Raw genomic sequence first — 23,907 nt, 5'->3', positions numbered from 1 at the left:
CACCTTAAAAACACCATTATACACTAAATCAGCAAGTTGGTAGCATCACCCGGGTTTGCAGGATTTCTATTACAGCGCGGGGAAATACAGTGCGCAGGTTCACGCAGTAGTGACGCCGTTACCGCGTAATCGTGTTGACTTAACGTTCGTCTTTCAGGAAGGCGTATCGGCGAAAATCGCACAAATTAATATTATCGGCAACCAGGCGTTTCGGGAAGAGACGCTCGTGGACCAGCTACAGCTACGTGATAATGTGCCGTGGTGGAACGTGGTAGCGGATAAAAAATACCAGAAACAGAAGCTGGAAGCCGATCTGGAAACGCTGCGCAGTTTTTATCTCGATCGCGGTTATGCGCGCTTTGCTATTCAGTCCACGCAGGTCAGTATGACGCCCGATAAAAAATCCCTGTACATCACCATTACCCTCAATGAAGGCGAACGTTATCGGGTTGACCGAACTCAGGTGACAGGCGACCTGGCGCAGCATGGGCCGGAGATCGAGGCCCTTTCCCGGCCGCTGGCGGGGGCATGGTACAGCGGGGCGCAAATCACCACCGTAGAAAATGAGATCAAAAAACGTTTCGGTAAGTATGGTTATGCCTGGCCGCAGGTGACGACCACGCCGGAAATCGATGATGCGCATCACCGCGTGACGCTGCATATTCAGGTCAACGCCGGCCGCCGCTACTCGGTACGCCAGATCCGCTTTTCCGGTAACGACACCTCCCGGGACGCGGTGCTGCGTCGCGAAATGCGCCAAATGGAAGGGGCGTGGCTTAACAACGAAAAAGTCGAGCAAGGGAAAGTACGTCTTGATCGAACGGGTTTTTTTGAGAACGTTGAACAGCAGATCGTTCCGGTCAATGGGACGGCGGATCAGGTCGATGTGGTCTACAAGGTGAAGGAGCGCAACACCGGCTCATTCAACGTGGGCCTGGGATTTGGTACGGACAGCGGCGTGAGCTATCAGCTCGGCGTGACGCAGGATAACTGGCTGGGAACGGGCAATAGCGTCAGCTTCAACGGGACGCGCAACAGCTACCAGTCTTATCTTGAACTGGGGGCGACGAACCCGTGGTTTACCGTCGATGGCATCAGCCTGGGCGGAAAGATTTTTTATAACAGTTATGATGCTTCCGACGCGGATGCCGGGAGCTACAACCAGCAGAGCTATGGCTTAGGCAGTACGCTGGGGTTTCCCATTAGTGAAAATAACTCCCTGAACCTGGGACTGGATTATGTTCATAATCGCCTGACTAATATGGATCCGGAGCTGACGACCTGGCGCTACCTCAGCTCACGGGGAATCGAGCCCAGCGTGGTGACGAAAGATGGCGACAGCGGCGCAAAATATAGCGCCAACGATTATTTTGTGAGTCTTGGATGGGGCTACAACGATCTCGATCGCGGCTTCTTCCCGCGCGCGGGAAACAAGAGCAGCCTGAGCGGCAAAGTGACCCTCCCCGGTTCGGATAATAGCTACTACAAACTTTCCTTTGACACCGCCCAATATCTGCCGCTGAGCGAGAACAAGCGCTGGGTCTGGATGGAACGCCTGCGCGCAGGCTATGCCGGCGGGTTAGACGGTAAAAGTGTGCCGTTCTACGATAACTTTTACGCCGGCGGTTCGTCGTCGGTGCGCGGCTTCTCTTCTAACACCATTGGGCCTAAAGCGGCCTATTATCGCTGCAATGGTAGCGAAAGCAGCTATAGCGCCTGCCCGCTGGACGCCTCGTCTGATGCGGTCGGTGGGAATGCCATGGCGGTGCTGAACAGCGAATTTATTATTCCAACCCCCTTTGTGAATGACAAATATGCCGATAGTCTGCGAACCTCGCTGTTTGTTGATGCAGGAACGGTCTGGAGCACATCCTGGCAGAATACCGCGCAGACGCTGGCGGCAGGGATCCCTGATTACGGCGATCCGAGTCATATTCGTCTCTCCGCGGGGATTGCCGTGCAGTGGATGTCTCCCCTCGGTCCCCTGGTCTTCTCGTGGGCGGAGCCGTTTAAAAAGTACGATGGTGATAAAGCAGAACAGTTTCAGTTTAATATCGGCAAAACCTGGTAGGGCCCCAGCGCGGCCTGCTGGCCTCGTCGGTCTATTGATGTACGACGAGGCAACCGCGCAATAAATAGCTGGCTGCCGTCGTCCTCTCTGCCTGCGAAAGCTCGGGTCACGCTCAGTGCTACATCATCTGATACCAATGTCTGAGGTCTCATCCAGAGGGACTAAGACGTTTTGTCAATTATGTTTATATTATCTTATTTTTTATTATATTTTCTTTTCATGGGTTAATTTGTTTATTTTTTTATAGGTGCTAATCATTAATCTTCCGGGTAAGAAAAAAGGTTACCAATAATGGATTATCCTGTTAGGAATTGTCTTAAATCACATAATTATCAGGGAGGCTTGCGATTTATGATAATGAATGCTATCACTATATGCGATAATAATTCGTAGCCTCTGTTATAAGGAAGGAATATGAAATGGACGATACTTAATACTCTAATCTGTCCGCAATCCGGTATCGCCTTCTCGGCAATTTCCAGTCTGCGTTTCTTAAAATTTATCATGTGGTACGAGGCAGATGTGATCCTCCTGCCCGGTGAGTCGATAAGACTCTATTCCTCGAGAGTTTTAATTAATGACCGGTATCATTCATTAAAAATCTACAATATTACGGTGTACGACGAGGCGCAGTGGGAAAAATTACGCGAGCGGCCGTCGTGTCCGTATCATGCCGGCGGCGAGCGATCTGACTCCTGTTTTTACCAGTCCTTTTGCACGATTAAGCGTTGCCCGAATAATATTCCCCGCGGCGAGCCCTGGCGTTAGCCGATGAAAGCCGCCGGTCAGCCGCCGGCGGCGCGGCGTTATTTCGCCAGCAGGGCGGCCAGTCGCGGCTGAACACTTGTGCAGCCAGCCAGCACAAGGTTGCCTTGCCGCAGGCCCTCATCGGCGAGAAACGCATTGCATGTTCCGCCCGCCTCCTCAATCAACAACATACCCGCCAGCGCGTCCCAGCTGTTCATATGGGCTTCATAATAGGCATGGAGCTGACCGGCGGCGACATGCGCCAGCATCAGGGCGCCTGCGCCAAAACGGCGATACTCCAGGCCGGCGTCGAGCAGGGTGTCGATGGCCCGGGCGTAGTCGCTGGCCGGGGCCCGGCTGGAGCGCCCCATGCCGATCACCACCGCGTCGGGATCCGGCTCGCGTAGCGTCAGGCGCCGACCGTTGAGATACGCGCCTTCGCCGCGGGCGGCGAAGAAAAATTCATCGCGATCGGGGGCGTAGATGATGCCAAGCGTCAGTTCGCCCCGGCATACTCGCGCCAGCGAGATACACCAGTAATCCATGCCAAGGATAAAGTTGGTGGTGCCATCGACGGGATCCAGCACCCAGACGGTCTGGTCGTCACCTGCGAAACCGCTCTCTTCACCGAGGAAACCCTCCTGCGGAAAGTGCGCTTTCAGCCAGCCCTTAATCTCTTGTTCTACCGCGAGATCCGCTTGCGACACAAAGTCCTGGCGCGATTTTTTATCGACCTGCAATCCCGCATCGCGCAACGCCTGGGCGTGGGCGCCAGCCCGGCGAATCAAGGCGCATAATGACTCTCGTTGTGTTTCCGTCATGGTCCTGCTCTCAGATAACAAAGGGCGACGTGCGCCGGTGAATTAACGTCACCTCCACCCAGGTGGTGCGTGAAGGCTGTAAAGGATCGGCGGCGCGCTCCAGCAGTCGGGCGAGCGCCTGGCGAGAGATCGCCGCGACATCCTGATGTAGCGTGGTGAGCTGGTAGCTATATTGCGCGGTTGGCGGCGTGTTATCAAAACCAATCAGCTGGAAATCCTCAGGCGCCTCTCTGCCGCGCTGGCGCATCCCATCGAGAAAGCCGCAGGCAAGCTGGGCGTTGGCGCAGAAGATCCCCTCCAGCGCCTCGTCGGCGAGCGCCGCGGCCTGCAACCCGCCCGCGTAACCTTCTTCCGGGCAGGCGAGGATCGCCAGATCGCGTTCGACGTTCACTCCGCGCGCCTGCAGCGCCTGGCTGAACGCTTCCCCGCGCATGCGCCCGGCCCAGGTGGAAGGAGAGTGGTTGAGCCAGCCAAACCGCTGGCAGCCGCTGCGCAACAGCTGGTCGGCCGCCAGTTCGGCGCCGGCGGCGTTGTCAGAACAGACGTAGTCCACCCCGGGGCTTGTCGGCTGGCGATTAATGCCCACGACCGGAATATGCTGCTGGACGCACTCGTTCACCAGCGCTTCTGGCGGCTGGCCGGAGGTGACGATAACCCCGGAGACGCGAAACTGCGTGAAACGGCGCAGGGTGTGTGCCAGATCCTGCTCGCTACGGATCTCGCTCACCAGCGCCTGAAAGCCCTGGCGCTGGATCTCATTGAGCAGCGCATCAAGCAGAGCGCTGCGAAAAGGATCGCTGATACGCGAGACGATCACGCCGATTAAGTGGCTGCGCTGGCGATTAAGTCCCTGGGCAAGAAAGTTAACCTGGTAGCCCAGCTCCTCGGCGGCGCGTAGCACCCGCTCCCGGGCGTGGGAAGAGATGCTGCCGTTGTTGCTCAGCGCCCTGGACACCACCGCCCGGGAGACGCCCGCTCGCCGGGCAACGTCCTGAGCGGTAACGCTGGGTTTACGTGGGCTCATAGGATCTGCGCCTTGTCAGTGAGCGTGGGACGCGGCAGCGTAAAGTGGTCCTCATCCTGCGATACAAATAATCCCTGCCATGGCTGACAGGCCTGCTTCAGCGCCGCCAGAGAAGCATCCTCACAGTGATAGAGCCCCAGTGCCGGGAGCTGCAGCGTTCTGAACAGCATCAGACAGGAGGGAAAGTCGCCATGCGAGGCATCGTCGTCCAGGACTGTCACCGAGGCACACTCCTGAAAGGCCAGCCCGGCGCCGGCCATCAGCGCCATCGAGTCGGCGGTCGGCCGCCCGTCGCCGCTGTAAAACAGGGTCTGTCCGGCAATAGTGATGCGGATGGCGCGATTGCTCAGCTCGTGCTGCGTGGCAGCGGTGCGGATCTGCCAGTCCCGCCACGTCCAGGCGTCACGGCATGCCTGCCAGTCGATGGTGAATCCGAGGTCCGCCTGAGGCCAGTTCGCCAGCGCGGCCAGCTGCATGAGCACCGGCTGCTGCGCGGGCTGGCAGTAGATAATTAGCGGCTTCTGACGGGAGCCACTTTTCCAGTAATTCAGCAGCGCCGTCAGGCCGGTACAGTGATCCGGATGAACGTGGGTGAAGTAGATTGCATCGATATCATCGACTCCGCCGCCGCGCTGCCACAGCGCGCGGGGAACGGTGGGACCGCAGTCGATTAACCACTGTTTGTTGTCCGCGTCGATCACCCGCAGCGCGGAGGTATTTTGTGTGCAGGAAAAGGCGCTCCCGCAGCCAAGCACATCGATTTTCATTGACCCTCGCCAAAAATTTTTGCCGCTTAATTAAATTGTCATAAATACCCGACAAAGTAGGCTCACATCATGTCGAGTTAACGTTGCATTTTTTTTACCGCTAAATGAACACGTGTTCATCCTGATAAAAAATATCTGCAGCAGCGCTTCCAGGTAGCCAATATGAGTTATTTACAGATTTCCGGCCTTAAAATTAGTTATGGCGATAATGTAGTTTTACATAATATCGATCTGGCGGTTGAACAGGGGGAGATGATTGCCCTGCTGGGCCCGTCGGGATGCGGAAAAACCACCCTGCTGAACGCGCTCTGCGGCTTTATTCCAGTGCAAAGCGGCGAGATAGCGATTGCCAGTCGAACGATCACCCACCTTGCGCCAGAGCAGCGCAATATCACCATGGTGTTTCAAAGCTACGCCCTGTGGCCGCACCTGACGGTAGCGCGCAATATCGGCTATGGCCTGAAGCTGCGCAAATGGCGCGGGGCAGATATCGCGCGGCGAGTGGCGGAGCTGTTGCGAATAGTGAACCTTGAAGGGCTTGGCGAAGTGAAAGTCACCGAACTGTCGGGCGGCCAGCGGCAGCGGGTGGCACTGGCGAGAGCCCTGGCCATAGAGCCCCAGGTACTGGTGCTGGATGAGCCGTTATCTAATCTGGATGCCAAAGTGCGCCTGAATGTGCGCCATGAAATTAAATCCCTGCAAAAGAAACTGGGCTTTACGTCATTAATTGTTACCCACGATCAGCAGGAAGCCTTAGTGATGGCGGATCGTATTGCGGTATTAAATCAGGGGCGAATTGAGCAAACTGGCACCCCGGAACAAATATATCAGCGCCCCGCGACGCCCTTTGTCGCGGATTTTATGGGGGCCGATAATAAAATAACCTCCGGTGAATTATCCGTTGCCGCAATATCCGGTTTATCCGCCGCTCAGCAGGGTGAAAAAGTTATTTATTTTCGCAGCGCCGATGCCGCGCTCGTTGAATTAACGCAGCCCGCGCCGCAGGGAGGACTCGCTCTGGAGGGCGTGGTGGAGCAAAGCGCGTTTCTGGGCAATCTGTATCGCCACAGCGTGCGCTGCCATGACCGCCTGCTGCTGGCCGATGCCGGGCAGTGCTGGCCGACGAAAAGCCGCGTCCGACTCCACGTGCCAACGCCGGCTCTGCATATTTTTCCTTTACCACCATCACCGTGACATCAGTATGTTTATTCTGGGGACAGTCCATGTTTACTAAAACGAAAGCAGCAATCGTAACGACCCTCTTCCTGAGCGTTGGCGCACAGGCCGACACCATTCTCAACGTCGCCACCGCGGGCGATCAGAATATGGTGGATTATGTAAAAACCTGGCTGGGGCCAAAATTTGAAGCCGCTCATCCCGGCGTCAAGGTGCGGGTGATCGGTACCGGCCCCGGCGACGCCGGGTCGAATAAAATTAGCGAGAAGCTAACGGCCCAGCAGGAGAGCGGTGCGCAGCAGTGGGATATCGACGTCGCGGTAGTACACCAGAAGGCGGGCGGTGAGCAGGTGGAAAAGGGATTACTGCAAAAATACCGTCAGGATATTCAGACCGGCGGCATGGTGAGTTCGCCGAGCGCCACCCAGGCGCTGGGGGTTAACGTCGACGGGTACGTGATGCCGATGTTTTTAAGCCAGACCGCCATCGCCTGGAACAGCGATCTGGTCAGTACCCCGCCGGCGTCGTATGACGAGCTGGTGGCCTGGACGCAGAAACATCCGCAGGCTTTTGGCTATAACGGCATTAAGAACGGCATGTCCGGCGTCAGCTTTGTGGTGGGCTGGATCTACGCCTACGGGACCGACGCCCAGCGTCTCTCGGCCGCGCCTTATGATAAAAGCGTCGAAAAGAGCTGGCAGCAGGCCTATGAGAAGCTGAAGGTGTTCAATAAAAACGTCACCTTCACCCCGGGCAATGCCGGCACGCTCGACATGCTGAGCCGGGGCGAAATCGCCATGGGCCCGGTGTGGGTCGATATGTTCTATAGCTGGAAAGATCAGGGCAAGCTGCCGCCGTCGATCAAGCTTGCTTTACTGGCGCCGGGCATGCCGGGTCAGCCGATGTATTACGTCATCCCGGCGAAGGCGGCGAACCCGCAGCTGGCGCGCGACTTCATCGCGCTGGCCACCAGTCCGGAGGTGCAGGCGCAGGGGATCGTCAAGCAGTTTAACTGGTATCCGGGCATCGACGCCGGGCAGGTGAAGCCGAAGCTGGATGCGGCGACCTGGCAAAAGCTGTTTGCCGAAATCTCGCCGGAAGCGCTGGCGAAGTATGGCAAAAGCTTCCCGATCGCTCCCTATTTTGACGACATCAAAGAGGGTTACGAAAGCCAGGTGGCCAACTAACGCCTTCTCCCGCCCGGGTTGTCGGCCCGGGCGCTTTCTTGTACTGACGCCAGGTGCATTATGTCCAGTTCATTAAAATATCTGCTGCTGGTTGCTCCGGCGGCGCTGATGATCGCGATCCTGTTTTTGTATCCGCTGGGGTTCTCGCTGGTCTCAGCATTTACCGCGCCGGGACAGCCGTTCACGCTCGATCACTTCCGCAAGGTCTATGCGCTTTACGCCAGCGATGTGCTCTTTTCGCTGATTATCGTGCTGATCTCGGTGGCGCTGTTAGCGCTGATCGCCATTACCCTGTCGGCCGTTATTGCGCTCTCGCCTTGCCGGCCGGTTGTCCGCCTGCTGGGTTTTTTGTATCGCTTACCGCTGTTTATTCCCTTTATCGTTGTCGCCCAGATGATGCGCACTTTTCTCGCCAAAAATGGCCTGATGAACAATGCGCTGGTGGCGGCCGATCTGGTCGCGCCGCTGGAGACGCTCTCCTGGTTAGGATGGAAAGGAATAGTGATCACCTTTGTCTGGAAACAACTGGCCTTTGCCACGCTGCTGATCTGCGGGGCGATGGCGGCGCTGGAGTCGTCGCAGATCCTCGCCGCACGGAATCTTGGCGCCTCCCGGCCGCGGATCCTGTTCGATATCATGCTGCCGCAGGTTCTGCCGACCATCGGCGTGGCGCTGGTGCTGTCGACGGTGACCATGATGTCGGTGCTATCGGTACCGTTGATGATCGGCGTAGGCACCCCGACGATGCTAACCGTGGATATGGCGTTTCGCGTTAATTCCTACGGTGATTACGCGGTGGCGAATGCGCTTGGCGTGGTGTCGCTGGCGATCTGCGGTGCGCTGTCGTGGTTTTACCTGCGCCACAGCCTGCAGCAAAAAGGCGGTGAATCATGAAAGCGCTGAGCCTCGCCTTCTCCCCGACATGGTGGGTGAAAGGACGCCGTAAAGTGCGCGCCAGCCCGGTGCTGCAGACCCTGCTGCTGTTGTTTATGCTGCTGGCGATGTTTGGTCCGCTGCTGAACCTGTTGATCTGGACCGTAGCGGAAAGCTGGTATTTTCCCCATTCTCTGCCCAGCCAGTGGGGTCTGAAGTACTGGTATCAGGTCTTCAATCCGTACAGCGATGTCTCCAGCTCGCTGTTAACCAGCGTGCTGATCGCTCTGCTATCGGTGGGGGTCTGTTTGCTGATTTCCGTACCTGCCGGCTATGCGCTTTCCCGGCGGAAAATGCCGCTACGGGTGCTGTTTATGCTGTTGTTTCTCATCCCGCAGGCCTTTCCCAATCTGACGGTATACATGAACATTGCCCGTTTGTTTTATCAGTGGGGATTGAACGGCAGTATCGCGGGGGTGGTTTTGGTGCATAGCGTGCACGGCCTGATGTACTCGGTGTGGATTTGTGTAGCAGCCTTTTCGTCTATCGACCCGCTGTTGGCGCGGGCATCGCGTAACCTTGGCGCCGGGCCGGTGTATACCTTCTGGCACATTGTGCTGCCGCAGGCGGCGCCGGGGATCGTTGCCGCCAGCATCTTTGTTTTTCTGGAGTCGCTGGATGAGTTTACCGGCACCTTTTTCGTCGGCGCGCCGGATATCACTACGCTGCCGCTACTGCTCTATAACGCCAGCATGTCGGGTAACTATCAGGTATCGTCGATTACCGCGCTGATTTTGCTGGTGCCGTCGCTGCTCTTTATGGCGGTGATCCATAAATTTATGCGTCCGGAGATGATGGCAAAACTGGGGAAGTAGGGCGTATAAAAAACGAAAAAGCTTCCCGGTGGGAAGCTTTTTACGCTCAGGTCATCATCATTGGCCATTCTGGCGGCGTCTGACTCATGACTTCAATCATCACATCTTTGATATTGCCCCAGATTTTGGCAATATCGAGCAGGGTGATGCCCAGCAAACCGGTGGCGAACCAGCAGGCGGCGGCCAGGCCGAGGCAGCTACAGATCACCGCCAGACCGGCATAATCGCTTTTGCGAAGCTGAATATTCAGTGAGCTGGCGAGAAACATCAGTACTGCGCTCACCAGGGGCCAGCGCAATAAAACAACACTGGTAGTAATGGCCATTTACCTATCCTCAAAGAAAGTCGGGGAGCCATAGATGACCTGGCGCGACTGACGATGGCATAGCGCTCTGGTCTCAACTGGCAAACGAGAGAGTGATGAAACGTCATTTCTGTTTCATCAACTTGTGTGAACTATATCACACTTGTCGCTTTATTCACCAGCCAAAAAATGAGCTTTCGCTGCGCTTAATAAGCCTGTTATTTGTGTGGATATCGTTCCGTAAAGTCCGGATCCTTATTTTCTTCTCTTGCTAATGATTATTATTCTGCGGGTTTTATTACCAGTTCCTGTTTATTACACGGAGAAACCGAGTCAGATGCGCGTCTATTCTTAATCTGACGAGAATATCTTTCGAATACCTGATAAATAAGTATTATTCAACACCACCAGCTGAAAAGCTGACGCCCTGAAGGGCTGGCAGATATCTGCTGATGTCTATCGCAGTCGCGATTGCTAACGTGTTCGGGCTACCTTAATTAAGGCATATCGCATGGATGTAAGCGTAAATGGGTGACAGTGCGCCGCATAAGGCGCTAAGACTCGTCGGAATGGGGTTGGTTATTTTATTGCCGGTGGTGCTGGCACTGTGGTTTGCCCAGATCCGGGCGAAAGCCGAAACCATTGATCAATTACACTCATTTTCGCAACTGGCGCTGCAAAAAACGGAAATGGTCATCCGGGAAGCGGATCAGGCACGGGCAAAAGCCAGCGAGTATCGTGGTGAACTGTGTTCAGCGGATCACCAGCGTTATTTACTGCATATCGTGCGCGGTCTGCTGTATGTGGAAGATCTGATCTACGCCAATGGCCAGCGCTTTATCTGCTCGACGTCCGTTCATCCAGAGACCGGCTGGCGGATGCCGGCAGCGAATTACACCAAAAAGCCGGACGTGGCGATTTATTACTATCGGGATACGCCGTTTTACCCGGGCTTTGCCATGAACTATATGCAGAAGGGGCCCTATGTGGTGGTGGTCAACCCCTACTCGTATAGCTCAGTGATCGCCAGCGATCGCGATTTGGCCTATGGCGTTTTCGATACTAAAACTAACCTCTTTTTCTCGCTGAGTAATAATGTTGAGCCCGCGGAACTCCAGAGGCTAATTCGCGAAGGCGATACATTTTTTCATCAACATGGTCGGGTTTACACGATTGCCCGCTCCGCTATCCGGCCGATCGCGGTCATCATGTCTACCTCGCGGGCCAGCTACTACCACAACTTCTGTAACCAGGTCAGCCTGACGCTGCCGCTGGGGATCATTTGCAGTATTTTGCTGGTGTTGGTGTGGTCGCGTACCCGTCGGCAATATCATTCGCCGCGCAATATGCTGCAGCGGGCCCTGAGCTGCCGCCAGTTGCGCCTGCACTACCAGCCGATTATCGATATTAAAAATAACCGCTGCGTCGGCGCGGAAGCGCTGCTGCGCTGGCCGGGGTTTGACGGCCCGGTGATGAATCCGGCGGAGTTTATCCCGCTGGCGGAAAATGAAGGCATGATCGCCCAGATCACGGACTATGTGGTGGACGAACTGTTTTATGAAATGGGGGAGTTTCTGGCCAGCCATCCGCAGCTGTACGTGGCGATCAATCTCTCTGCTTCAGATTTCCATTCGGCGCGGCTCATTTCACAGATTAGTGAGAAAGCGCAAAGCTATGCGGTGTGCATTGGGCAGATCAAAATCGAAGTGACCGAGCGCGGGTTTATCGACGTGGCGAAAACCACGCCGGTGATCCAGGCGTTCCGCGAAGCTGGCTACGAAATTGCGATCGATGATTTCGGCACCGGCTACTCCAATCTGCATAATCTGCATGCCCTGAACGTCGATATCCTCAAAATCGATAAAACCTTCGTGGATACGCTGACCACCAACAACACCAGTCATCTGATCGCAGAACACATCATCGAGATGGCGCGCGGGCTGCGTTTAAAGACTATCGCGGAGGGGGTGGAGACGCCGGAACAGGTAAGCTGGCTCTCCAGGCGCGGCGTGCAGTTTTGCCAGGGCTGGCTGTTTGCGAAAGCGATGCCGGCGCGGGAGTTTATGCATTGGTTAGCCAATGCTCCCACGCCGATGAGCGTGCCTCAGCCGCCGCGTCACGCGGAGATCTGATGACGGTAGTCGCTGGGGGTACGGTCGAATTCCCGGCGGAACACCCGGGAGAAGGTTTGCTGCGAGACATAGCCCAGATCCATCGCGATATCAAAGATCGGCCGCTGGGTGGTGCGCAGCGCTTCCGCCGCCAGCAGCAGGCGGCGCTGACGAATGTAATCCCCCAGCGTCTGATGCATCACGGTGCGGAACATCCGCTGCAGATACCACTTCGAGTATCCTGACTTTCTGGCGACTATATCAATGTTAAGTGGTTGATCGATATGTTCATCAATCCATTCAATCAGTGTTTGAATAATATCCTGATGGGACATAAAGCGGCCTCTCTCAATTCTCGATTCGTCGTTTTGTCTGCGGGCGAGTATAATTCCTCAAGTTAACTTGAGGTAAAGCGCTTTATGGAAAAGAAATCACCCCGCATCAAAATGCTACTGACGCCCGGGGAAGTGGCAAAACGAACCGGCGTGGCGGTCTCGGCTCTCCATTTCTATGAGAGTAAAGGGCTGATCCACAGTCAGCGCAATGCCGGTAATCAGCGGCGCTACCGGCGCGATGTCCTGCGCGCGGTGGCGATTATCAAAATTGCGCAACGCATCGGCATCCCGCTGGCGACCATCGGCGACGCGTTTGGCGTACTGCCGGAAGGGCACAATCTCAGCGCAAAAGAGTGGAAGATGCTGTCATCGCAGTGGCGTGAGGAGCTGGACCGGCGGATTCACACCCTGACGGCGCTGCGCGATCAGCTTGACGGTTGCATCGGCTGCGGCTGTTTATCACGGCGCGACTGCCCGCTGCGCAACCCGGGCGATAAGCTGGGGGAAGAGGGGACCGGCGCCCGTCTGCTGGAAGAGGAGTAATAAAACTAAAGCGCCACAACTGGGCGCTTTAGTTGTTTTCCGGTCTTGGTCTTTCGCATTATCTCGCTGGTTCACGAGAGGGTTTCCCCCGACGTCGACGTCCCTCAGTATTGCGCAATCTGTTGATGGAGGTTCCGGTTTGCGTCGACACCTTAACTATGGCAGCTGCTGCCATTTTTTCCTCCCTGTTTTGCCGAAATTTTCCCGGCAATGAGCGCTTGTTCCTATAGTTAATTTGAACAAACCACGGGAGAGGCCCATGCTGACGGTACATCATCTTAATCAATCACGATCGCAACGCGTCCTGTGGGCACTGGAAGAGCTGCAGCTGCCTTATCAGATAGTCCGCTATCAGCGAGAAAAGTCGATGCTGGCGCCGGCGGCGCTGAAGAAAATCCATCCGTTGGGGAAATCGCCGGTGCTGGAAGACAACGGCTATGTGCTGGCGGAGTCCGGGGCCATACTCGAGTATTTGCAGGAGACCTGGGACAGCGGTGGGCTGCTCAAGCCGCAGGCGATAGAGGACAAACTGCAGTACCGCTTCTGGTTGCACTATGCCGAAGGCTCGCTGATGCCGCTGCTGTTAATGAAGCTGGTGTTCGCCAGTCTGGGTAAACCCCCTGTGCCCTTTGGCGTCCGCTCGCTAGGCTCGCTATTGGGCAAGGGCATTCAGAAAGCGTGGCTGGATCCCCAGCTGGCCACCCATGCGCGGTTTATTGACGACCATCTTGCCACGCGGCCATGGTTTGCCGGCGAGCGCCTGAGTATGGCCGATATTCAGATGAGCTTCCCGGTGATGGCGCTGTTAGCCCGCGGCGGTATGCATGATCTTGTGCATATCGAGGCCTGGCGACAGCGAGTGGAACAGCGACCTGCCTGGCAACGGGCCATCGAGCGTGGCGGCCCCTTTTCTTTACCCGGTGCCTGAGGTATTAGCGGATCCGATGACCCGGCTAAATGAAAGCAACTCACTAAAAAATTGTTAGCGGATTGCGCATAGACGATAACGTTTGCGCATCTGCTGGTTATTTTCTGTTCGTCATAAGCGAAATTTAGCGAAATACGATAAACATCGGTTGAAAAGGGTTATCTAAAGGCCGGATAATCGTTTGCCTTTCTGTTTTGCTCCCTCTTTTTTCTGCTATCCAGAGGGAGGAGATAAGGTTGACACACCGTAGTGTATGCGCGGAGTTAAACGTTTGCTTTTTTGCAGCCCCCCTGGCGCTGCGATTCGGTACAAGGAGATCGCGTTTAACTGGCAGTGGAGGGTCCACCACGCATACCCACGAACGATAAAAATTTTCAGGGGAAGTTTTCTATGTCTACGCCTTCAGCGCGTACCGGCGGTTCATTAGACGCCTGGTTTAAAATTTCTGCGCGCGGCAGCACCGTGCGTCAGGAGATTGTTGCAGGTCTTACTACCTTTCTGGCGATGGTGTATTCCGTCATCGTGGTGCCGGGAATGCTCGGTAAAGCGGGCTTTCCGCCGGCCGCGGTATTTGTTTCCACCTGTCTGGTGGCGGGCATTGGCTCGCTGGCGATGGGGCTGTGGGCGAATCTGCCGATGGCCATTGGCTGCGCTATCTCGTTGACCGCCTTTACCGCCTTCAGCCTGGTGCTGGGGCAGCACATCAGTATTCCGGTGGCCCTCGGCGCGGTATTCCTGATGGGTGTCCTGTTTACGGTGATCTCGGCAACCGGCATCCGCAGCTGGATCTTGCGCAATCTGCCGCAGGGCGTGGCCCACGGTACCGGGATCGGGATTGGCCTGTTTCTGCTGCTGATCGCCGCCAACGGCGTTGGCCTGGTGATCAAAAACCCGCTGGACGGTCTGCCGGTGGCGCTGGGCAAATTTGCCAGCTTCCCGGTGGTGATGACGCTGATTGGCCTCGCGGTGATCATCGGTCTGGAAAAAATGAAAGTACCAGGCGGTATTCTGCTGACCATTATCGGCGTGTCGATTGTCGGCCTGATTTTCGATCCCAACGTCCATTTCTCCGGTATTTTCGCCATGCCATCCCTGAGCGATGATAAAGGCAACTCGCTGATTGGCAGCCTCGATATCGTCGGCGCGCTGAATCCGGTTGTGCTGCCCAGCGTGCTGGCGCTGGTGATGACGGCGGTCTTTGACGCCACCGGTACCATCCGCGCGGTGGCCGGCCAGGCGAACCTGCTGGACAAAGACGGACAGATCATCAACGGCGGTAAAGCGTTGACCACCGACTCCCTGAGCAGCGTCTTCTCCGGTTTAGTTGGCGCGGCGCCAGCGGCGGTGTATATCGAATCGGCGGCGGGTACCGCGGCCGGCGGTAAAACCGGTCTGACCGCGGTGACGGTCGGTGTCCTGTTCCTGCTGATCCTGTTCCTCTCCCCGCTCTCTTATCTGGTACCGGCCTACGCGACCGCGCCGGCGCTGATGTACGTCGGCCTGCTGATGTTGAGCAACGTGGCAAAAATCGATTTCAACGACTTCGTTGACGCGATGGCTGGCCTGATCACCGCGGTGTTTATCGTGCTGACCTGTAACATCGTGACCGGCATCATGATCGGTTTCGCTACCCTGGTGATTGGCCGTCTGGTCTCCGGCGAGTGGCGCAAGCTGAACCTCGGTACGGTAATTATCGCCGTGGCGCTGGTGGCGTTTTACGCGGGCGGTTGGGCGATTTAAACCCTTCGTGCTCCTCACGGGCGGCTCAGGCCGCCCGTTTTATTTTTAAGCCACATCCTGTTTCCATTTGCGTTAATCTGGGTAGCGTATGATTCACAGGCACGACGCCTCACAGGTATAAAAGAAAACGCAGCAAACAGGGAACACATGGAAATATTCTTTACCATCCTCATCATGACCCTCGTGGTCTCACTGTCCGGGGTAGTGACACGTGTACTGCCCTTTCAGGTTCCACTCCCACTGATGCAAATCGCCATTGGCGCGCTTCTGGCATGGCCGACCTTCGGTTTGCACGTTGAATTTGATCCAGAGCTGTTTCTGGTCCTGTTTATCCCGCCGCTGCTGTTCGCCGACGGCTGGAAAACGCCGACCCGTGAATTTATTGAACACGGGCGGGAGATCCTTGGTCTGGCGCTGGCGCTGGTGGTCGTGACGGTGGTCGGCATCGGCTTTCTGATCTACTGGATTGTGCCTGGCATTCCGCTGATCCCGGCGTTCGCGCTGGCGGCCGTACTCTCGCCGACCGATGCCGTGGCGCTCTCCGGCATCGTCGGGGAAGGGCGGATACCGAAAAAAATCATGGGTATTCTGCAGGGCGAGGCGTTAATGAACGATGCCTCTGGCCTGGTCTCACTCAAGTTTGCCGTCGCGGTGGCGATGGGCACCATGGTCTTCACCGTTGGCGGCGCGACCGTAGAGTTTCTGAAGGTGGCGATCGGCGGCGTGCTGGCCGGGTTTGTGGTGAGCTGGTCGTATGGCCGCTCGATGCGTTTCCTCAGCCGCTGGGGTGGGGATGAACCGGCTACGCAGATCGTCCTGCTATTCCTGCTGCCGTTTGCCTCCTATCTGATTGCCGAACATATCGGCGTCTCCGGCATCCTGGCGGCGGTGGCGGCAGGGATGACCATCACCCGCTCCGGCGTAATGCGTACCGCGCCGCTGGCGATGCGCCTGCGTGCCAACAGCACCTGGGCGATGCTGGAGTTTGTCTTTAACGGCATGGTCTTCCTGCTGTTGGGCCTGCAGCTGCCGGATATCCTCTCCAGCTCGCTGGTGGCGGCGGAAGCCGACCCCAACGTCGAGACCTGGATGCTGTTTACCGACATTATCCTGATCTATGCCGCGCTGATGCTGGTGCGTTTTGGCTGGCTGTGGTCGATGCGTAAGCTCAGCCAGCGCTTCCTGAAGAAGAAGCCGATGGAGTTTGGCTCCTGGACTACCCGTGAGCTGTTGATCTCCTCTGTTGCCGGGGTGCGCGGGGCGATTACCCTCGCCGGTGTGCTCTCAATTCCGCTGCTGCTGCCGGACGGAAATGTCTTCCCGGCACGCTATGAGCTGATTTTCCTCGCCGCCGGCGTGATCCTCTTCTCGCTGTTCGTCGGGGTGATAGCGCTGCCGATCCTGCTGCGTCACATTGAGTCGAGCGACAATGTGCAGCAGCGGAAAGAGGAGCGGCTGGCGCGCGCGGCAACGGCAGACGTGGCGATTGTGGCGATCCAGAAGATGGAAGAGCGCCTGGCGGCGGATACCAAAGAGAATATCGATAATCAGCTGCTGACCGAAGTCAGTTCGCGGGTGATTGGTAACCTGCGCCGGCGCGCCGATGGCCGTAACGACGTGGAGACCTCTATGCTCGAAGAGAGCCTGGAGCGCCGCTTCCGTCTGGCGGCCCTGCGCTCTGAGCGCGGCGAGCTGTATCATCTGCGCGCCACCCGGCAGATCAGCAACGAGACGCTGCAGAAGCTGCTGCACGACCTCGACCTGCTGGAAGCGCTGTTAATCGAAGATCAATAACCTGTAATCCGGATAGCGCGACGCTTATTCGGACTACTGGCGAGACCGCAGTAAATGTGTAGCCCCGGTAAGCGTTAGCGCGACCGGGGAAAACCCGGGCAGCGGCGCAAGCGCCTGACCCGGGCTACCCATTCCTCTGCGGAACGCGTTGTCACCAGGGAATTATTCCAGCCAGAACGCTTTGCTGCATGCCAGCCAGGCCTCAGCGCTGCGCGACATATACACGCCTTCCCGCCAAATCATCCCCAGCTCCCAGCGCAGCTCGCTTTGCAACGGGATCCAGCAAAAATTCTGCGGGTCGAGACGCTGGCAAATCGGTTCCGGCAGGATTGCCACGCCAATACCGGCCTGCACCATCGCGGCGAGAAAATCCCACTGGCCGCTGCGCACGGCGATACGTGGCTTCACGTCATGCTCGGCAAACAGGCGCATCAACTGCTGGCTAAGAGCAAACTCTTCGTTATAGATAACCAGCGGATGCGCCGCCAGCGCAGCCGGTGAAAGCGAGGTTATTCCTTCCCATGACGCGGTCCTTGGCGTCAGGACGCACAGTGGGTGGTTGAATAACGGCAGTGTGGTGAGGTGGCTACCCTCTTCGATGGGCAGGGCGGTCATTGCCATATCCAGCTCGCCATTGCTGACCGCCTGCTGGACCGTCAGGCCGCCAAACTCGGCGATCTTCAGCTCGACGCCGGGGTAGCGCTGGCGGAAGCGGCTGATTGGCTCGGCCATCAGCGTCCCGACCATCGGCGGAATGCCAAGCCGCAGCACCCCTTTATGCAGATGGTTGATATCGCTCAGCTCTGACTCCAGTTGACTGAACTCATCCAGGATCGCCTGGCCACGTTCAAAGACCACGCGTCCAGTATCGGTGAGCAGCAGTTTACGGCCATCGCGGATCAGCAGCGTGCAGTTCAGCTCATCTTCGAGATTTTTGAGCATTTTGCTGATGGTGGGCTGCGTGACAAACAGCTTTTCCGCCGCGCGAGTAAAACTCTGCTGACGAACCACTTCAACAAAATAGCGCAGCGTTCGGATATCCATAATTATTCCCTGAGACTATACCTGCGATGATTTTAATTCATTTCTGTCCGCTTCGGCGGCTCTCTATACTGCACGCCTGACTTCTTTTTTCAGGATTATCGCTCATGGCCTTCGCGCCAGCTCGCGTTGCCCCCGCCGTGGCGCAACGTCTTCAGATCCCGCTGCAGGTGCTGCTTTACGTCGGGCTATTCATCTTCGCGCAATATCTGGTCAACAGGTGGCAGGTGCCGCTACCGGCTAACCTGGTGGGCATGGTGATGCTCTTGCTGCTGATCGTGTGTCGGGTGATCCCCCTGAACTGGGTGCGGGCCGGTGCCCGCTGGCTGCTGGCGGAGATGTTGCTGTTCTTCGTCCCGGCGGTGGTGGCGGTGGTCAATTATGCTCAGTTGTTGATGGTTGACGGCTGGCGTATTTTTCTGGTGATTGCCTTAAGCACGTTGATGGTGCTCGGCACCACGGCCTGGGTCGTTGACAAGGTCTATCGTTACGAAGTGAGCAGGATTAAAAAATGAGCGATGCCCTGCTGAGTATCCTGTGTCTGGTGGCGACGCTGGGCCTCTATTACGCAAATAAAAAGTTGTATCGCCGTTTTCATAAACTGCCGCTGATGCCGCTGGTGTTCACACCGATCCTGCTGGTGCTGATCCTGGTGCTGGGCCATATCTCTTATCAGAGCTATATGGGGGAGACCCACTGGCTGCTGTGGCTGTTGGGCCCGGCGACCATCGCCTTTGCTGTGCCGGTTTATGAGAATGTCGCGGTGATAAAACGCCACTGGATGTCGCTCAGCGCCGGGGTGGTGACGGCGGTGGTGGTGGCCGTCACCAGTTCTGTGTGGCTGGCGCGCGGATTGATGTTGTCCGATGAAATTCAGCGTAGCCTGGCGGTGCGCTCGGTGACCACGCCTTTTGCGCTGGCGGCGGCGAAACCGCTGGGAGGCCAGCCCGATCTGGTGGCGCTGTTTGTGGTGATCACCGGCGTGTTTGGCATGGCGGTGGGGGATATGCTGTTTTTACGTCTTGCTATCCGGGAAGGGATGGCGAAAGGAGCCGGTTTCGGCGCGGCTTCCCACGGCGCCGGGACGGCGCGCTCTTATGAGCTTGGTCAACAAGAGGGTGTGGTGGCCAGCCTGGTGATGATGCTGTCTGGCGTAGTGGTGGTGCTGGCCGCGCCGTTAGTGCGGTGGCTGATGTTTTAACATTATCGCCAGAGTGAATGTTAAGAAATATTGAGGAGGGGAATAGCTATCGGCTATTCCCTTTTTTTGTTATCGATTTGCTTAACGCATCATCATAAAGGATTAAGCCAATTCTTATATCCGCCTTGACTTTGTAACTAAATGTTTCTCGGTGAGGCCGCATTTAATTATGGGGTAAATACTATATAAATATCAAATTGCTCATACGAATTTTATAATTTGATATCACTATGATTTTTAGGAGTTTTTATATAAGCACGTGCACGTTGCGATGCTATGCCGTGAAAAATCAATTTTTACATTAATAATTGAGTTCTTACCTCATGCTAGTTATTATTTTCACGCGAGCTTGTATTATTGAATGGATTCAAATGCTGGTCGTTATTTATGAATAATATTAATTATCATAAACCATATGTCATGTAAATACATGCATGACGCCGCGCTGCTTGAATTTCATTCTCTAATATCGCTGCATAAAGCAATTGACGGACTGATTGTCGTTTATAATGGATATGGGAATAAATATGAAGATGAGTAAAAAATTTCTGGCGGGTGCCCTGATTTTCTCTGCCTGCAGCGTGCTGTCTACCGTTGCGCAGGCTGATAACACCATTACCTTTAATGGTATTGTTTCCGATACGACCTGTACGGCGACCATTGATGGCGGCGTAACGGCTATTGATATGGGCACCACCTCAGTGGCGGATCTGAAAGCGTATACCTTCGGCGCTGCCAAGAACTTCTCCTTTAGCTTAGCCGATTGCCCGACCGCGGAAGAAGGTGGTAACAGCATCGCCCGCGTCACTTTTGGCGGTGTTTCCGATACCGCGAACAGCGATTATTTTAAAAACCAGGCGACTGATGAGCCGGCAACCGGCGTTGCTGTAGCCCTTTTCGACGAAGCGGGCAATGTGATGAAGAATAACGAAGAAGGTTCTGATGTTGATATCTCTTCGGGTGCAGCAACCATTCCGTTCACCGTTAAAATGGTGAAATCGGGTGATGCCGATCCGACAAAAGGTGCCGTTCAGACAACCGTGACTTATAACGTGACCTATCATTAATTCGGCTTTTTGTTGAATGGAGAAAGGGGAGTCGCCTGCTATTCCCCTTTAATTAAACGTATGAGATATCCTTTCTTTGTGGTTGGTTTATTGCTGTCATCTTCTATCGCGCAGGCCAGTGTGGTCGTAGGCGGCACGCGTCTGGTGTTTGATGGTGCGAAAAATAACGCGGCAATAACGGTTGAAAATAAAGATCATAACAGCAATATCGTTCAGTCCTGGCTGTCGGTGGTCGATGCCGCCTCGCCAGCAAAAGACGCATTTATTATTACGCCGCCGCTGTTTCGTCTCAAAGCCGGGGAGAAAGGATTTGTCCGCGTGGTTCGATCAGGAAAGACATTACCCGACGATCGCGAGTCCATGTTTTGGCTCAATATTAAAGGGATCCCGGCCACGGAATATGTACCTGATAAAAATGTCGTACAGTTTGCAATTAACTCGAAGATAAAATTGATTTATCGGCCCGCTGCGTTAAAAGGTAATACACCGGATGCCTATGCCGACAAATTACAGTGGGGAAAAGACGGAACCTCCGTGACTGTAAAAAACAGCTCACCGCTGTATATGAATTTCTCACAGGTTAGCCTTAACGGTAAAAATATTTCTGGCGCATGGTTCGCGGCCCCATTTTCCACTTTAAAAATACCCGTGCAGAGTAACCTGTCCACGACAGGAAAAAAAGAAATCACATGGAGCGTGATTAATGATTATGGTATGTCAGGGAAGAAATATACCGCTATCATTCAGTAGCGTTGAGCTGCTTTTTTCAGCCAAAAGTATCTGCGTCGTTGTTGTTCTGTGCCTGAGTACCCTACCTCCCCACGCTGAGGCCGGCGAATATTTCAACCCGAATTTACTCGAAGTCGCTGAGGATACTGCGACTTCGGTTGATCTGTCCTATTTTTCGCAAGATGGCGTACCGCCTGGAACCTATCATCTTGATGTGTACATCAATGATAAATATGTCGGCTCAGAATCGCTGACGTTTGAGAAAAATGAAAAGGACGCCAGCGCGGTCGTTTCTCCCTGCCTTTCCGGGGAGCTGCTTAATTCATGGCTCATTAATACCACGGCCTATCCGAAACTGTTCGAGGCAGGAGAAACCTGCGCGCGATTGTCGGCGATTCCGGGCATGGTGTTTACGGTGGCGCTTGCCCAGCAGCGGATAGATTTCACCGTGCCGCAGGCTGCCATGCTAAACCGTCCGCGGGATTTTGTACCGGAGAGCCAGTGGCAGCAGGGGATCAACGCCGGTCTTCTCAACTATAGCGTCACCGGGCAGCGCAATGCGCCGCGACATAACGGCACCACTATCGACAGTCAGTTTGTCAGCCTGCAGCCTGGGGTGAATCTGGGACCATGGCGCCTGCGTAACTACAGCACCTATAGCCACAGCGACAACAACTCCCGCTGGGAGTCGGTTTACTCCTATCTTGCCCGCGATATTCATACCCTGCGCAGCCAGCTGGTGGTTGGTAATACCTATACCTCTTCCAGCATCTTCGATAGTTTAAGCTTTACCGGTTTACAGCTCAGTTCGGATAAAGAGATGCTGCCGGATAGTCTGCATGGCTTTGCTCCTACGATCAGAGGTATCGCGCGCACGACTGCCGAAGTCTCGGTTTATCAGAATGGTTACAGCATCTATAAAACCACTGTGGCTCCCGGCGCCTTTGAAATTAACGATCTGTACGCCACCGGCAGCGCCGGCGACCTGTACGTTAACATTAAGGAGTCTGACGGCAGCGAGCAAAACTTTGTGGTGCCTTTCGCGTCGCTGGCGATCCTCCAGCGCGAGGGCCAGCTGGACTACGCAGTGAGCAGCGGCAGGACGCGATCGGGCAGCTCCAACGATAAAGAATATAATTTCATTCAGTCTTCTCTGGCCTATGGGGCGACCAGTAACGTTACCTTTTACACCGGCTTTCAGCAGGCGGAAGATAAGTACACCAATTTGCTGTTAGGCGCCGGTTTTAACCTCGGAACCATCGGCGCGCTCTCGTTTGATGGTTCTCAGTCGTGGGCTGATGTCAAAGCGAGCGAAACGGCCTCCTCGACAAATAAAGAACAGGGGCAATCTTATCGCGTCCGTTTCAGTAAAAGCTTTCTGCAGACGGGCACCAACTTTTCCGTGGCCGGCTATCGTTACTCCACGGCGGGATACTATTCGTTCCAGGACTTTGTCGATAACTCTTCCACACAATATGGTTGCTGTACGCAGAGCGGCAGAACGAAAGGCCGTTTTGACGCCTCGGTGTCGCAGACGCTGTTCGGCTATGGTTCGCTCTCGCTTTCGCTGGTCAATGAAACCTACTGGGACAGTTCGCGCATGGAGTCGGTGGGCGTGGGCTATAGCGGGTCGATTGGCAGGGCCTCCTACTTTATTAACTATTCCTATAACCGTAATGTGCAAAGTACCGATGACAGCGATAATAAGCGGCCTGCCAGCGATACGATAATCTCCCTGACGGTAAGCATCCCGCTCGGCGAGACGCTCTCGGCGAATTACAGCATGAACCATGGCCGCCATAACGACACCACGCACAGCGTGGGGCTCAACGGCTCAGCGTTCGAGGATCGTTCCCTCAACTGGAGCCTCCAGGAGGGTTATAACACCCAGGATAAAAGCACCTCCGGTAACCTCAGCGTCAACTACCAGGGTTCGAAAGGGGATGTGGCCGGCGGCTATGGCTACGACCGCTACAGCAATCACTACAACTATTCGCTGCGCGGCGGCATGGTCGCTCATTCGGGGGGACTCACGCTGTCACGTTTTCTGGGCGAGAGTTCTGCGCTGGTTGAAACGCCCGGCGTCAGCGATGTGACGGTGCGTGGCCAGACCAACGTGACGACGGATGCCGCCGGCTATGCGGTGGTGCCTTACGTCCGTCCGTACCATCGTAACAGCCTGGCGCTGGATGAACAGGAAGTCCCTGGCGCTGAAGTGGATAACGTTGCCAGAACGGTGGTACCGACGCGTAACGCGATCGTCAAAGTGAAGTACGACACGCGAATTGGCTATAAGGCGATGCTCACCCTGCGTACCCGCAATGGCGTGGTGCCTTTCGGCGCGCTGGTGACCCTCGATAATGATCACGGCAGCGCGTCGCGCAGCAATATCGTTGGTGATGAGGGGCAGGTCTATCTGACGGGGCTGCAGAAAAAAGGCCAGCTGTTAGCGCGCTGGGGAGAAAAAAGCAGTGAGCAATGCACCGTTCATTATGATTTCTCCAGCACCACGTTGAGCGACGATATTCTGTTTTATCAGGCCGAATGCCGCTAAGGGAGGCACGATGTCAACA

Annotated in this window: 21 protein-coding genes and 1 pseudogene; 16 read left to right on the top strand and 6 right to left on the bottom strand. The window is 55.6% G+C overall.

The annotated features are described in order from the left end of the window. Positions 1 to 52: 52 nt before the first annotated feature. Both bamA and iraM read left to right on the top strand, forming a co-directional pair. A pseudogene (bamA, locus tag B8P98_RS25970) lies at positions 53 to 2,071 on the top strand (outer membrane protein assembly factor BamA); the annotation flags it as partial. A 414-nt stretch (positions 2,072 to 2,485) separates the two neighbouring features. Further along, the gene (gene iraM / locus B8P98_RS25965) at positions 2,486 to 2,839 is read left to right on the top strand and encodes an anti-adapter protein IraM (RefSeq protein WP_025713525.1); all 354 of its coding nucleotides are present in this window, start codon (positions 2,486 to 2,488) and stop codon (positions 2,837 to 2,839) included. 38 nt (positions 2,840 to 2,877) lie between these two features. Here the strand turns inward: iraM and B8P98_RS25960 are convergent, their stop codons facing one another. The 3 genes from B8P98_RS25960 to B8P98_RS25950 are packed head-to-tail and all read right to left on the bottom strand — an operon-like array spanning position 2,878 to position 5,430. Beyond that, complete coding sequence (locus B8P98_RS25960; RefSeq protein ID WP_025713524.1) at positions 2,878 to 3,639, bottom strand: inositol monophosphatase family protein; 762 nt, start codon at positions 3,637 to 3,639, stop codon at positions 2,878 to 2,880. 10 nt (positions 3,640 to 3,649) lie between these two features. Beyond that, positions 3,650 to 4,663: a LacI family DNA-binding transcriptional regulator gene (locus tag B8P98_RS25955; RefSeq protein WP_080924789.1), complete on the bottom strand. Its 1,014-nt coding sequence runs from the start codon at positions 4,661 to 4,663 to the stop codon at positions 3,650 to 3,652. Further along, entirely contained in the window at positions 4,660 to 5,430 is a 771-nt protein-coding gene (locus B8P98_RS25950) for an MBL fold metallo-hydrolase (RefSeq protein WP_095033564.1), read from the bottom strand. Before B8P98_RS25950 ends, B8P98_RS25955 begins: the two co-directional genes overlap by 4 nt. Positions 5,431 to 5,592: 162 nt before the next feature. On the opposite strand from B8P98_RS25950, the gene B8P98_RS25945 reads away from it, so the two are divergent. From B8P98_RS25945 to B8P98_RS25930, 4 genes are read left to right on the top strand one after another with little or no spacing between them, the layout of a single operon-like run. Next, the gene (locus tag B8P98_RS25945; RefSeq protein ID WP_025713521.1) at positions 5,593 to 6,624 is read left to right on the top strand and encodes an ABC transporter ATP-binding protein; all 1,032 of its coding nucleotides are present in this window, start codon (positions 5,593 to 5,595) and stop codon (positions 6,622 to 6,624) included. A gap of 29 nt (positions 6,625 to 6,653) precedes the next feature. Then, positions 6,654 to 7,793, top strand: a complete 1,140-nt coding sequence (locus tag B8P98_RS25940; protein ID WP_025713520.1) for an ABC transporter substrate-binding protein — start codon at positions 6,654 to 6,656, stop codon at positions 7,791 to 7,793. Positions 7,794 to 7,853: 60 nt separating this feature from the next. Then, positions 7,854 to 8,687, top strand: coding sequence for an ABC transporter permease (locus B8P98_RS25935; protein WP_025713519.1), 834 nt, complete (start codon positions 7,854 to 7,856; stop codon positions 8,685 to 8,687). Then, on the top strand, positions 8,684 to 9,541 hold the full coding sequence (locus B8P98_RS25930; RefSeq protein WP_025713518.1) for an ABC transporter permease: 858 nt from the start codon (positions 8,684 to 8,686) through the stop codon (positions 9,539 to 9,541). The genes B8P98_RS25935 and B8P98_RS25930 overlap by 4 nt, the downstream gene beginning before the upstream one ends. A 46-nt stretch (positions 9,542 to 9,587) precedes the next feature. On the opposite strand, the gene B8P98_RS25925 is transcribed toward B8P98_RS25930, so the two are convergent. Continuing rightward, positions 9,588 to 9,866 (bottom strand): YjcB family protein, encoded by a 279-nt coding sequence (locus B8P98_RS25925; RefSeq protein ID WP_025713517.1) that lies wholly within the window; start codon positions 9,864 to 9,866, stop codon positions 9,588 to 9,590. Between the two features lie 506 nt (positions 9,867 to 10,372). Between B8P98_RS25925 and B8P98_RS25920 the strand changes: the two genes are divergently transcribed. Next, positions 10,373 to 11,977, top strand: a complete 1,605-nt coding sequence (locus B8P98_RS25920) for an EAL domain-containing protein (RefSeq protein ID WP_095033563.1) — start codon at positions 10,373 to 10,375, stop codon at positions 11,975 to 11,977. Here the strand turns inward: B8P98_RS25920 and soxS are convergent. Then, on the bottom strand, positions 11,962 to 12,291 hold the full coding sequence (gene soxS / locus B8P98_RS25915) for a superoxide response transcriptional regulator SoxS (protein WP_004151738.1): 330 nt from the start codon (positions 12,289 to 12,291) through the stop codon (positions 11,962 to 11,964). The genes B8P98_RS25920 and soxS overlap by 16 nt on opposite strands. Positions 12,292 to 12,375: 84 nt before the next feature. On the opposite strand from soxS, the gene soxR reads away from it, so the two are divergent. From soxR to B8P98_RS25895, 4 genes are all read left to right on the top strand, one after another. Then, positions 12,376 to 12,834: a redox-sensitive transcriptional activator SoxR gene (soxR, locus tag B8P98_RS25910; protein ID WP_004206331.1), complete on the top strand. Its 459-nt coding sequence runs from the start codon at positions 12,376 to 12,378 to the stop codon at positions 12,832 to 12,834. A gap of 259 nt (positions 12,835 to 13,093) precedes the next feature. Next, positions 13,094 to 13,762: a glutathione S-transferase family protein gene (locus B8P98_RS25905; protein ID WP_025713515.1), complete on the top strand. Its 669-nt coding sequence runs from the start codon at positions 13,094 to 13,096 to the stop codon at positions 13,760 to 13,762. Positions 13,763 to 14,152: 390 nt separating this feature from the next. Continuing rightward, positions 14,153 to 15,502, top strand: a complete 1,350-nt coding sequence (locus B8P98_RS25900; protein WP_025713514.1) for an NCS2 family permease — start codon at positions 14,153 to 14,155, stop codon at positions 15,500 to 15,502. A gap of 147 nt (positions 15,503 to 15,649) precedes the next feature. Next, positions 15,650 to 17,296: a Na+/H+ antiporter gene (locus B8P98_RS25895; protein WP_004206334.1), complete on the top strand. Its 1,647-nt coding sequence runs from the start codon at positions 15,650 to 15,652 to the stop codon at positions 17,294 to 17,296. Between the two features lie 162 nt (positions 17,297 to 17,458). Here B8P98_RS25895 and B8P98_RS25890 read toward each other — a convergent pair whose 3' ends face one another. Then, a complete protein-coding gene (locus B8P98_RS25890) occupies positions 17,459 to 18,340 on the bottom strand; it encodes a LysR family transcriptional regulator (protein WP_025713513.1) in 882 nt (293 codons plus the stop codon). Positions 18,341 to 18,444: 104 nt separating this feature from the next. Here B8P98_RS25890 and B8P98_RS25885 point away from each other — a divergent pair, with 104 nt between their 5' ends. The 5 genes from B8P98_RS25885 (at position 18,445) to B8P98_RS25865 (ending at position 23,888) form a co-directional block, all read left to right on the top strand. Beyond that, positions 18,445 to 18,852, top strand: a complete 408-nt coding sequence (locus tag B8P98_RS25885; protein WP_025713512.1) for a CidA/LrgA family protein — start codon at positions 18,445 to 18,447, stop codon at positions 18,850 to 18,852. Beyond that, on the top strand, positions 18,849 to 19,538 hold the full coding sequence (locus B8P98_RS25880; RefSeq protein WP_095033562.1) for an LrgB family protein: 690 nt from the start codon (positions 18,849 to 18,851) through the stop codon (positions 19,536 to 19,538). The genes B8P98_RS25885 and B8P98_RS25880 overlap by 4 nt, the downstream gene beginning before the upstream one ends. 509 nt (positions 19,539 to 20,047) lie before the next feature. Then, positions 20,048 to 20,605: a fimbrial protein gene (locus B8P98_RS25875; RefSeq protein ID WP_167382685.1), complete on the top strand. Its 558-nt coding sequence runs from the start codon at positions 20,048 to 20,050 to the stop codon at positions 20,603 to 20,605. A 60-nt stretch (positions 20,606 to 20,665) separates the two neighbouring features. Then, positions 20,666 to 21,355 carry a fimbrial assembly chaperone gene (locus B8P98_RS25870; RefSeq protein WP_095033560.1) on the top strand — a complete coding sequence of 230 codons (690 nt, stop codon included), beginning with the start codon at positions 20,666 to 20,668 and terminating at the stop codon, positions 21,353 to 21,355. Beyond that, on the top strand, positions 21,309 to 23,888 hold the full coding sequence (locus tag B8P98_RS25865; protein ID WP_095033559.1) for a fimbria/pilus outer membrane usher protein: 2,580 nt from the start codon (positions 21,309 to 21,311) through the stop codon (positions 23,886 to 23,888). The genes B8P98_RS25870 and B8P98_RS25865 overlap by 47 nt, the downstream gene beginning before the upstream one ends. Positions 23,889 to 23,907 lie beyond the last annotated feature (19 nt).

Source organism: Klebsiella quasivariicola, from assembly GCF_002269255.1.
Lineage (GTDB): Bacteria > Pseudomonadota > Gammaproteobacteria > Enterobacterales > Enterobacteriaceae > Klebsiella > Klebsiella quasivariicola.
Note: the sequence above shows the minus strand (reverse complement) of the source record. Positions and strands in the feature narration are given on the sequence as shown.

What these genes read in the sequence shown, in the direction of transcription:
- iraM (WP_025713525.1), top strand. Translation starts at nt 2,486, where the DNA reads ATGAAATGGACGATACTTAATACTCTAATCTGTCCGCAATCCGGTATC.
- B8P98_RS25960 (WP_025713524.1), bottom strand. Translation starts at nt 3,639, where the DNA reads ATGACGGAAACACAACGAGAGTCATTATGCGCCTTGATTCGCCGGGCT.
- B8P98_RS25955 (WP_080924789.1), bottom strand. Translation starts at nt 4,663, where the DNA reads ATGAGCCCACGTAAACCCAGCGTTACCGCTCAGGACGTTGCCCGGCGA.
- B8P98_RS25950 (WP_095033564.1), bottom strand. Translation starts at nt 5,430, where the DNA reads ATGAAAATCGATGTGCTTGGCTGCGGGAGCGCCTTTTCCTGCACACAA.
- B8P98_RS25945 (WP_025713521.1), top strand. Translation starts at nt 5,593, where the DNA reads ATGAGTTATTTACAGATTTCCGGCCTTAAAATTAGTTATGGCGATAAT.
- B8P98_RS25940 (WP_025713520.1), top strand. Translation starts at nt 6,654, where the DNA reads ATGTTTACTAAAACGAAAGCAGCAATCGTAACGACCCTCTTCCTGAGC.
- B8P98_RS25935 (WP_025713519.1), top strand. Translation starts at nt 7,854, where the DNA reads ATGTCCAGTTCATTAAAATATCTGCTGCTGGTTGCTCCGGCGGCGCTG.
- B8P98_RS25930 (WP_025713518.1), top strand. Translation starts at nt 8,684, where the DNA reads ATGAAAGCGCTGAGCCTCGCCTTCTCCCCGACATGGTGGGTGAAAGGA.
- B8P98_RS25925 (WP_025713517.1), bottom strand. Translation starts at nt 9,866, where the DNA reads ATGGCCATTACTACCAGTGTTGTTTTATTGCGCTGGCCCCTGGTGAGC.
- B8P98_RS25920 (WP_095033563.1), top strand. Translation starts at nt 10,373, where the DNA reads ATGGGTGACAGTGCGCCGCATAAGGCGCTAAGACTCGTCGGAATGGGG.
- soxS (WP_004151738.1), bottom strand. Translation starts at nt 12,291, where the DNA reads ATGTCCCATCAGGATATTATTCAAACACTGATTGAATGGATTGATGAA.
- soxR (WP_004206331.1), top strand. Translation starts at nt 12,376, where the DNA reads ATGGAAAAGAAATCACCCCGCATCAAAATGCTACTGACGCCCGGGGAA.
- B8P98_RS25905 (WP_025713515.1), top strand. Translation starts at nt 13,094, where the DNA reads ATGCTGACGGTACATCATCTTAATCAATCACGATCGCAACGCGTCCTG.
- B8P98_RS25900 (WP_025713514.1), top strand. Translation starts at nt 14,153, where the DNA reads ATGTCTACGCCTTCAGCGCGTACCGGCGGTTCATTAGACGCCTGGTTT.
- B8P98_RS25895 (WP_004206334.1), top strand. Translation starts at nt 15,650, where the DNA reads ATGGAAATATTCTTTACCATCCTCATCATGACCCTCGTGGTCTCACTG.
- B8P98_RS25890 (WP_025713513.1), bottom strand. Translation starts at nt 18,340, where the DNA reads ATGGATATCCGAACGCTGCGCTATTTTGTTGAAGTGGTTCGTCAGCAG.
- B8P98_RS25885 (WP_025713512.1), top strand. Translation starts at nt 18,445, where the DNA reads ATGGCCTTCGCGCCAGCTCGCGTTGCCCCCGCCGTGGCGCAACGTCTT.
- B8P98_RS25880 (WP_095033562.1), top strand. Translation starts at nt 18,849, where the DNA reads ATGAGCGATGCCCTGCTGAGTATCCTGTGTCTGGTGGCGACGCTGGGC.
- B8P98_RS25875 (WP_167382685.1), top strand. Translation starts at nt 20,048, where the DNA reads ATGGATATGGGAATAAATATGAAGATGAGTAAAAAATTTCTGGCGGGT.
- B8P98_RS25870 (WP_095033560.1), top strand. Translation starts at nt 20,666, where the DNA reads ATGAGATATCCTTTCTTTGTGGTTGGTTTATTGCTGTCATCTTCTATC.
- B8P98_RS25865 (WP_095033559.1), top strand. Translation starts at nt 21,309, where the DNA reads ATGATTATGGTATGTCAGGGAAGAAATATACCGCTATCATTCAGTAGC.